The organism is Paenibacillus etheri (assembly GCF_001012825.1).
GTDB classification, from domain to species: domain Bacteria; phylum Bacillota; class Bacilli; order Paenibacillales; family Paenibacillaceae; genus Paenibacillus_AQ; species Paenibacillus_AQ etheri.
Genome location: NZ_LCZJ02000087.1, coordinates 25,788 through 34,734, shown reverse-complemented (window position 1 = coordinate 34,734; position 8,947 = coordinate 25,788). Strand labels below are relative to the sequence as shown.

At 45.3% G+C, this 8,947-nt stretch carries 9 protein-coding genes; 2 read left to right on the top strand and 7 right to left on the bottom strand.

All coding sequences use genetic code 11. From position 1 onward, the window contains the following. Window positions 1–286: 286 nt before the first annotated feature. From UQ64_RS29120 to UQ64_RS29095, 6 genes are all read right to left on the bottom strand, one after another. Window positions 287–1,279, bottom strand: coding sequence for an inorganic phosphate transporter (locus tag UQ64_RS29120; protein ID WP_060626924.1), 993 nt, complete (start codon window positions 1,277–1,279; stop codon window positions 287–289). 13 nt (window positions 1,280–1,292) lie between these two features. Further along, window positions 1,293–1,910 carry a DUF47 domain-containing protein gene (locus UQ64_RS29115; RefSeq protein WP_042184774.1) on the bottom strand — a complete coding sequence of 206 codons (618 nt, stop codon included), beginning with the start codon at window positions 1,908–1,910 and terminating at the stop codon, window positions 1,293–1,295. Between the two features lie 202 nt (window positions 1,911–2,112). Further along, window positions 2,113–3,210 (bottom strand): DUF3048 domain-containing protein, encoded by a 1,098-nt coding sequence (locus UQ64_RS29110; protein WP_060626923.1) that lies wholly within the window; start codon window positions 3,208–3,210, stop codon window positions 2,113–2,115. A 143-nt stretch (window positions 3,211–3,353) separates the two neighbouring features. Beyond that, window positions 3,354–4,130 carry a DODA-type extradiol aromatic ring-opening family dioxygenase gene (locus UQ64_RS29105; RefSeq protein ID WP_060626922.1) on the bottom strand — a complete coding sequence of 259 codons (777 nt, stop codon included), beginning with the start codon at window positions 4,128–4,130 and terminating at the stop codon, window positions 3,354–3,356. An 85-nt stretch (window positions 4,131–4,215) separates the two neighbouring features. Next, on the bottom strand, window positions 4,216–5,046 hold the full coding sequence (locus tag UQ64_RS29100) for an alpha/beta hydrolase family protein (RefSeq protein ID WP_060626921.1): 831 nt from the start codon (window positions 5,044–5,046) through the stop codon (window positions 4,216–4,218). Between the two features lie 235 nt (window positions 5,047–5,281). Beyond that, window positions 5,282–5,506, bottom strand: a complete 225-nt coding sequence (locus UQ64_RS29095; protein ID WP_209445904.1) for a hypothetical protein — start codon at window positions 5,504–5,506, stop codon at window positions 5,282–5,284. 162 nt (window positions 5,507–5,668) lie between these two features. Between UQ64_RS29095 and UQ64_RS29090 the strand changes: the two genes are divergently transcribed. Then, window positions 5,669–6,334 (top strand): DUF1129 family protein, encoded by a 666-nt coding sequence (locus tag UQ64_RS29090; RefSeq protein WP_060626919.1) that lies wholly within the window; start codon window positions 5,669–5,671, stop codon window positions 6,332–6,334. Between the two features lie 141 nt (window positions 6,335–6,475). Then, the gene (locus UQ64_RS29085; RefSeq protein WP_060626918.1) at window positions 6,476–7,417 is read left to right on the top strand and encodes a hypothetical protein; all 942 of its coding nucleotides are present in this window, start codon (window positions 6,476–6,478) and stop codon (window positions 7,415–7,417) included. A gap of 86 nt (window positions 7,418–7,503) precedes the next feature. On the opposite strand, the gene ilvA is transcribed toward UQ64_RS29085, so the two are convergent. Beyond that, on the bottom strand, window positions 7,504–8,766 hold the full coding sequence (gene ilvA, locus UQ64_RS29080; RefSeq protein WP_042184762.1) for a threonine ammonia-lyase IlvA: 1,263 nt from the start codon (window positions 8,764–8,766) through the stop codon (window positions 7,504–7,506). Between the last annotated feature and the right edge of the window lie 181 nt (window positions 8,767–8,947).

Genomic DNA, 8,947 nt, shown 5'->3' with positions numbered 1-8,947 from the left:
CCACAGCGCGCTAGGCTATCTTTCGCCGGTACGGTTTGCTGCGCAATTTAATAAGAGAAAGGCAGTTTAATGGTGTCTACTTTCTTGACAGAGGTCCATTTATACCGTTCTTTCCTCCTCAATCGCCTAATTCCGTCATTTCTGCGGGATTTATACCTCTCTCTCCCCTCCAATCGCCAAATCCCATCATTTCTGCGGGATTTATACCGCCTTCCCCCCACCACCCAAACAACAAAAAAAGATGTCCGCAGCTAAAGGCTAACTGACATCTTTTTATTAAAGGGATTTAAAAAATGATTTTGAAAATCAGGCCGGCTAATACCGCACTGATTGGAATCGTAATAAACCAAGTGACTACAATACGTCCAGCCACTCCCCATTTCACGGCAGAGAAGCGTTTTGCGGAGCCAACACCCAGGATCGCTGAAGTGATCGCATGCGTCGAGCTGACTGGCAAATGCAGCAGCGTTGCTGAGAAAATAACGGAAGCCGCTGAAATATCAGCCGCGAAGCCATTGATCGGCTCGATTTTGAAAATCTTCGTACCCATGGTCTTGATAATCTTCCAGCCACCAATGGAGGTACCGAGTGCCATAGCCGTAGCCGCAGCAATCTTAACCCATAGAGGGATTACGTCCATAGACTCTTGGCGTCCTGAAGTAACGAGGGCAAAGGTAATGATCCCCATCGCCTTCTGCGCATCATTCGTACCATGAGTAAATGACTGTAATGCCGCCGTCACAACCTGCATCGAGCGGAAGCCCTTATTGACCGTATGTGGACTACGCTTTGCAAAAATCCACTTCAGGACTGTCATGATGATATAACCGATAACAAATGCAATGATTGGCGAGAAGATCAAGCCCTCGACAATTTCCACAAATCCGCCCCAGTTAATATGCGACGAACCTGCACCCACATATACTGCACCAGCCAAAGCGCCGATCAGTGCATGAGAGGAGGAGGACGGAATTCCGAGCCACCAGGTAATCAAATTCCAAATAATCGCAGCAATCAGTGTGGCTATTATGATATCCAGACCATTCTCCAGCAACGTGGGATCTGTGATACTTCCACCAATTTTCTTGGCTACACCTGTAAACATCAAAGCTCCGACAAAGTTCATCAGTGCTGCCATAATAATAGCTGTTCGAGGTTTTAACGCACGTGTAGAGACAGAGGTAGCAATTGCGTTGGCCGTATCATGGAAACCATTAATAAAGTCAAACGCAAGCGCGAGAAATATAACAATTCCAAGAATCCATATCGATGTTTCCATATTCTAGTACCCCTTATGAGTTGCGCATGATGATCGATTCCAACATGTTGGCTACATCTTCACATTTATCTGTAGTGGTCTCGAGTCGCTCATATAATTCCTTGCGCTTAATCAGCTCAATCGGGTCCTTAACGGTTTCAAATAGAGCTTTAGTACAAATACGAAGGACTTCGTCCCCTTGATTCTCAAGGTCATTCAGACGGATCGTATATTCACGAATGGCCAGCAGCTTCTTCTGGGAAAGCAAATGAACCGCTTTTTGGATTTCATAAGCACACTGACGAAGGATTTCGGCGAATTGTACAATGTATTCATCCGGGTCAAGAAGGTTGTACATATAGAAACGTGAGGCAGATGCCTCCAAGCCATCAATGACATCATCCATGCTTGTAATCAAGTCCATAATGTCGTCACGCTCAAGTGGTGTAATGAACGTCTTGTTCAATTCCTTAATTACGGTGTGCGTGTAAGTATCACATTGGGATTCGTACTTCTTCATCTCTGCAGCGAAACTATCGACATTATTCTGGAGATCAGTGATATTCTGAGCAAAATAATCTGCAGCTTGGACAATGGTATCCGCCATATTTTCCAGCGTCTCAAAGAATATGTCCTTTTTTCTCAACTTCATTGTTTTAAACCCCTTTACATAATATTACCGTGAGTACAGAGTCACCCATATGTAAAAAGCATGAAAATGAATGACAACCCTTGTTATCTTAACATATCCGTAGAAGGTATAGAAGCTATAGAAATGAACTTTTTTACACTCAATTCACACTTACCCATAATTCCGAACACAAATCTGTATATCACTGGATATTCCGACTTTCTTAGGTTGCACTATCTGCCCCGCCGTATACCACATGACTGCTAAATGAAGGCGCATTAGGGACCACCAAAATATGGGTAATCCCTGGATACATCAACACTTCTTTACCATCCTTCACAAACCGAATCACATCACTTTGCTCACGCGACCATCTGCCCTTCGTGACCTGTCCCCTCTGAAAGAGCAGCGCTTCTCCGCCAAGCTCCACATCAACCTGAAGTCTTCCAACATCATCAAGCACTTTATGATCGGAACCCATCACCATCACATTTGCAGCTTCCACTGGCTTATTGTTATTCAGATCCAAATGTGGTTTGCCATTTACGTAACGCTGATACGTCTGGAGCTGAGTATCGTATTTATAGTCAATATTATAGCTTTTAAGTAAGAAGTTTACGCTAAATTCAGCGGCCTGCTTTCCGCTTGCCGGTATGTAATCTGGATTGTTAAAAAGATACCCTGGCACCTTCACACTTTTCTCATACCCGAGCTTCTCGGCACCTTCCCGGAGCTTAGCTGCGTTGCTGTAGAGATTATGGGGGGCTTTACGTGTTTTGTCCCGCCAGAAATAGGCTCCGGCACGACCAATCTCGTCCATATCTGCTTTTTTCTCTTTTTGCAAAATCGCATAAGCCGCCGGACTCCCTCCAGCATGTACGGTCACACCACCGTAGCTCTCGCCAATATCGAGCAAATAGGGGCGGATACTGCGAATCGGTCCGATTTTGACCACTCCGGTATGGCTTTGAAAAATACCAATCAAACGTGTAATTCCACCTTCAGCCAGGATCTCATATAAAATATCCGCTTCGCTCACCCCCGACTGTGGACGGGCCGCTGGAGCATTATTAATCATAACGGCCAAGGGGCGTGGGAGACTGTCTTCTGAAACCGGAAGACCTGTTAGTCCGGAAACGAGCTCAGCCGATGGATCTGTAGTAGGCAATGGTTGAATCGTTTCAATAGGCGCGGGATCTGCCGTAGGTTGCTGTGTCGGGGCAATTACATTATTTGCACTCTCTGTTCCGCAAGCGGAGAGCAATAGGGTACTTAGTACAATGGCAGATAACAGACGGGAAGAAGAGCAGTTTACTTTCATAAGCTTGTAGTTCCTCCTAAGCGTTTTATGTATCTTAACTGGTTTCTTCCATTTAATCACAGCCAGTCCCATTTGTCTTGATCCGCTTGCATTAAAAAAGGGCACAGCCGATTCCGGCTGCACCCTGCGTGTATCTTATCCATTTAGTCTAGCTTCCAGCAATTAAGGCTTAATGTCCCATATTGATACGCTTGAAACATCCGCTCTGCCTTCCTGCTGCCATCCGCTGTTCCCATCGCATAAAAGAGAGGTGCGAAATGCTCTCTTCCGTAAGAAGGAACCGCATCTCGAACATGCGGAGCTTTTTTCTCATAAGCAAACAGTGAAGGTAGATCCCAAGATTCTAAACCCTTGGCAATCCACGCATCGAATTCAAGCGCCCACTCTTCAGGCTGATCACTTTCATTAAGCATCCGCAAATTGTGAACAAGTCCACCGCTTCCTATCAGCAGTATGCCTTCGTCACGCAGAGGGGCTAACATCCGCCCGATATTGTACTGTTCCTTAGGAGAACGTAGTGAATCGACGGATAAAGCGACTACCGGAATATCGGCTTTCGGAAACATTTTTTTCAGTATTACCCAGACTCCGTGATCGAGTCCTCGCCCCAGAACGGGCTGATGTGAAAGATTGTGACCCTTAAAGAGCTCGGAAATCCGCTTGGTTAGAGCTGGATCGCCCGGGGCTGGATAGGTCAGCTTATACATTTCTTCAGGGAATCCGTAGAAGTCATGTTGAGTCTCGTGCTTCTCATCCATGGTGAGTAGCTGTTCTGGGCTATCCCAGTGCGCTGAGAATACTACTATACCCCGTGGTGCTTCTAATTCTTGACCAAGCCGCTCCAGAAAACGGGTATACTCGTTATCCTCCAGTGCGAGGAGCGGAGAACCGTGCGCGATAAAAAATGACGGTAATTTCATAGGATGCCAACCTCCATAACCCAGTATATGGTGTGCATCTTTATTTTACCGCTAATTTCAAGTTATTGCGAGTAAAGTCCATCACCTATATCATCCAATTTTGCCACTCTGTCTGCACATGCTCCTGCTCGTTCATCCACTCTCTTGTCCGCTTAAGAAGTTGCTGCTGTGCTGGACCAGACGAAAAGGTATGATCACCTTGAAAAATGATTTCTTTATCGCAACGTCCCTCAGGACGCGTCCAGAATAATTTTTGATAAAGAAATGCATAATCCACGGGGATGACATCGTCAGACGTACCATGAATGACAAGCACATCACCGCTAAATTTACTAGCCTCTTGGAAAGGCTGGAAGGCCGCCAAGGAATTGAAATATACCGGTGTGAACGAGTACCCCACATAATCCGCTGATCCATTCTTCACCGATCGATCATACGCCTCCCGCCCCACGATCTTCACAATATCATTAAAGGGGTAACCCACGGAGGCCCACAGCACGAGATTCTTCACGCGGCGATCACGAATACTTGTCAGAAGCGCAACCGCGCCACCCAGACTGTGGCCAATCAGCGTCACACGCTGTGGATCCACATCGGCAGAGCTAATTCCGTAATCGAGCACCGCTCTAGTCTGAGCGATCATCGACTCCATATCCTCACCGCCGTAATTACCGCTGCTCTCGCCGCAGCCCACATAGTCAAATCGAATGACCATATACCCGTCTTGCGCCAGCTCACGAGCTGCCTTGACAAAGATCCGATCAACACCAATCCGGTTACCCACAAATCCATGGCAGATTACAGCTAATGGCAATCTGTCCTTGCAACGTATGGAAGTTCCCTTCTCTTTACTCGGATAATGGATGCTCGCTGTCACTTCTTCGCCGTTATGCCGGATTACAATATTCCGTTCCATTGCCGTAACCTCCTATATTTATTAATTATTTTAATTTATTACAATTCCGATTAACTTAGTGTGAATTATATTCTTATTATAAAGATTTCGTTCATATTGTCAACAGGAACGGGACAGATCCTAGTAATTTGCAAGAGCAAATTCGGCGTATAGAGCGGAACGTCAAACAGCCAATCTCCACAATAATGGTGACTGGCTGTTTTTCAATCACGAGATGTGCTTCTATGGTCGTCAATCAATCATAGCTGTCGTTAAACATCTCATGGGTTTCTTGACTGCCATCCCAATCCTTACTCAGGCCCTCTGCTGCAGGTTCTTCCGTGGAATTCCACATACTGAATCCATCAGAGCCGCCCCAATCCCCCATTGAATGATTGGGCGTAGGCTCAGAACCGTTGCCCATGACTGTTCCCTGTTCCTTCTTATTCTCATGTTCCATAAAGCTCCCAACCTTTCCCATAGCTATATTGATCAAGCAACAACATTATCAGTGTTCACTCTTATAAAAGGATTATGCATAGGAAGATAGAAATGCTTGTCCTTGCGCAGACCCGTCAGGCAAACGTATACTCTAGGTTAAAGACTATACCGATTAACACTACTGGAGGTTTACATCCATATTATGAAAGTGAAAGATATGATTAAGGAAAATAACGCCCTGCGCGAGCAGATGACACCTTTCAATCGCTCCTATTTTGAAGATATGATCCTAACGATGCGGGCCAGTCGGGTAGAAGCTCTCCGCGCTGAAGAACTTTTACTAGATGCAGCCAAGCTGCTTCTGAAAGAACAAAAGAAAGGGAAAAATGCTAAACAAGTGTTTGGCGAGAATCCGGATGATTATTTTAAAGAGATTATAGACAGCGTTCCCACACGCCCGGCGCGTAGCAAATGGAACTATTACTTAATGATTCCCTGCGCGGCTCTAACCTGTCTGTTCGGGATCTTAGCTATAGGTGGACTCTTCTTGCAATGGACTAACGGATCTTCCGGGATGTTCGGACAGATTAGCCTCTTCACACTCTTCGCTGTGGGGGCAGGTTCTATTATCCTGATTGAGCTTATTATGAAATGGATGACCTCCTTGTCTGAGAGTGATGCACCTAAAGCCAAACCTTTTGATATCAAGAGCCTTGGCATCTATATTGGAATCGCCGTAGTTGCCGTATTCATTGGCTTGTATCTCGACCGATTGTTTCCGGTCATTACATTATCCCCGTGGGTAAGCTTAATCGTTTCCTTGGTTGGGGCAATTGGACTAAAATTTATATTTTTTAAACAAGCATAAACGCCTTCGGCGTCCTTATAAGGACGGTAAGCGTTTAAGCGAGAAATATAATGATATTATAGTTGCACAACATATAAATTCTTATATTTAAATAAAAGTATGCTTCACCGGCATTGCATCCGAAAGACAGGGGGAACTTTCATGAATAAGAAGCAATATATTCTCTATTCTGTTCTAGCAGTAACATTGGGACTAGGTGCTATACCTATAGGAACGATTCAAGCTGAAGGCGCTGTCAGCCCTCCTATGGGAGGCGCTAAGGCAAATTCCTCGACAGCTAACAATAATCATGCGGAGGCTATCTATAAAGCTGCTTTGCCGCTATTGTCTTCCTCTAACAAGTTGCCCGAAGCTATAAAATATTTGAATGCCAATATGTATGCGGTAGGTTCGTATCGTGCAACGATAATGACACTGAAGCTTGAGAATTTGCACAAGGCGGCGCTTCCGGCGTGGGAGAGCAAATTCAGTACCAGCAATGTCCAGCGGAAGCTCACCGCCATCTATAAGGCTGGAGCTAGTATGAAGACCCTTGCTGATGCCACAGAAGATCTCACTCTTCGCACACTACTGAAAAGTGCCAGCGAAAATGGATATAAACTGGAGACTGCGGAGGGCACTTTTTTCCCGGTGATCGATTATGAGGCTTACCGCAAATATAAGCTTTATGTCACTAACGATATCAGCGCGTATATATCGATTATGGCCACGGAGTCTGATCTGCCCCCCTCCAAGGATAACGGGCTGGTCATTGGCTGGACCGATGTAGCTGCGCGAGCACTGTCACAAGAGCAATTTATTCAAAATCATCCGAAATCGAACCGAATTTCAGCCGTGAAATCCTTATATTCTATCTATGTTAACAATACGTTTTACGGCCAGAATAACACGCCCCTTTTCCATTATGACAATCTTGAAATGGACTTGGAGGCGCAGAAAGCCTACTCTAGCATTCTCACCAAGAATAAAGACAACAGCCCATTCCTGCAGAAACTAGATGGCTTCATGAAATTGATGAAGGACAAAGATTATAAATTAACCGATGAAGTCGAACAATACCGTAAGACAGAATTACCTCTCTAGTATGATATACAAAAGGCCCGTCCCCATTCATTCTGGGACGGGCCTTTCTATGTTCATTAACGAAATGATTAAAGTGGTGAAGGAAATTAAATAAGGATGTTAAAGAGATTAGAATCCTTATTGATCTCTACATAATCGACGCCCTTCTGCTGCATCCGTTCGATAAGCGGTTCATAAGCTTCAATGGACAATAGCTCTATGCCTACAAGCGCCGGACCATTCTCTTTATCATGCTTCTTGATGTACTCGAAACGGGTAATATCATCCTCTGGACCGAGGATTTCGTCCAAGAACTCACGCAGTGCACCTGCCCGTTGTGGGAAGTTCACCATGAAATAGTGCTTTAAGCCTTCGTAGATCAGTGAACGCTCTTTGATCTCCTGCATACGGTCAATATCATTGTTACCACCACTGATGATACAGACGACCGTCTTGCCACGGATTTGATCACGGTATTGATCAAGTGCTGCGATAGGTAAGGAACCCGCTGGCTCAACCACTATAGCATTCTCGTTATACAGCTCCAGAATGGTAGTACAAGCCTTGCCTTCAGGCACCATCACGATGTCATCCAGATGCCGGGAACAAATATCATAAGTCAGTCCGCCGACGCGTTTTACAGCCGCTCCGTCCACGAACTTGTTAATTTCTTTTAGCGTTACCACTTCTCCAAGCTTGATCGCTTCAGTCATTGAAGCAGCACCAAGCGGTTCCACGCCAATCAACTTAGTGGATGGACTAACCGTCTTCACATAAGTGGCTATTCCTGCTGCCAGGCCGCCCCCGCCAATCGTTACGAACATAAAGTCCGCAGGATGGTCCAGGTTCTCCATCACTTCCATCGCTATCGTTCCATTGCCTGCAATAATTCTCGGCTCATCAAACGGGTGGATCAACGTCATTCCATGATCTATACAAGCTTGAAGCGCTTCATCATAAGCATCATCAAAGGTATCGCCCTTCAGAATGACCTCAACAAACTCACCGCCGAACCGTCGAACTTGTTTAACCTTCTGGTTAGGTGTAGTGCTCGGCATATAGACCTTACCCTTGATTCCAAGTGCCTTACAGGAATAGGCTACACCTTGGGCATGATTTCCTGCACTAGCGCAGACAATGCCTTTAGCTCTATCTTCTGCAGATAGACTACGAATCATATTATAAGCTCCACGGATTTTAAAAGAACGGACAATCTGCAAATCCTCGCGCTTCAAATATACATCGCAATCATACTTGGCTGATAGCACGGCGTCACGCTGTAGTGGGGTCCGAATGATGACCTCCCGCAGTACGTGATGAGCCCGTACGATATCTTCCATTCCTACGATTCGGTCTTCCTCTTCTCTCATAACCCTCTCGCCTCACTATCATCTATTCATTCTACTTCTTGTAAACATACTCTCCCAAAGACATTTTTTCAAGCATTGTCCGCTGTACGCAATACAGTAAAGAGGCAAAATTATTCTTTTTATATTTGAAAAAGAGACTACAGGAATCTCCCATAGTCTCTTTAAGTTCATGTACGTCCAA

Coding starts and splice junctions, on each gene's coding strand:
- UQ64_RS29110 (WP_060626923.1), bottom strand. CDS start 3,210: ATGAAAGTAAACTGCTCTTCTTCCCGTCTGTTATCTGCCATTGTACTA.
- ilvA (WP_042184762.1), bottom strand. CDS start 8,766: ATGAGAGAAGAGGAAGACCGAATCGTAGGAATGGAAGATATCGTACGG.
- UQ64_RS29095 (WP_209445904.1), bottom strand. CDS start 5,506: ATGGGAAAGGTTGGGAGCTTTATGGAACATGAGAATAAGAAGGAACAG.
- UQ64_RS29120 (WP_060626924.1), bottom strand. CDS start 1,279: ATGGAAACATCGATATGGATTCTTGGAATTGTTATATTTCTCGCGCTT.
- UQ64_RS29115 (WP_042184774.1), bottom strand. CDS start 1,910: ATGAAGTTGAGAAAAAAGGACATATTCTTTGAGACGCTGGAAAATATG.
- UQ64_RS29100 (WP_060626921.1), bottom strand. CDS start 5,046: ATGGAACGGAATATTGTAATCCGGCATAACGGCGAAGAAGTGACAGCG.
- UQ64_RS29090 (WP_060626919.1), top strand. CDS start 5,669: ATGAAAGTGAAAGATATGATTAAGGAAAATAACGCCCTGCGCGAGCAG.
- UQ64_RS29105 (WP_060626922.1), bottom strand. CDS start 4,130: ATGAAATTACCGTCATTTTTTATCGCGCACGGTTCTCCGCTCCTCGCA.
- UQ64_RS29085 (WP_060626918.1), top strand. CDS start 6,476: ATGAATAAGAAGCAATATATTCTCTATTCTGTTCTAGCAGTAACATTG.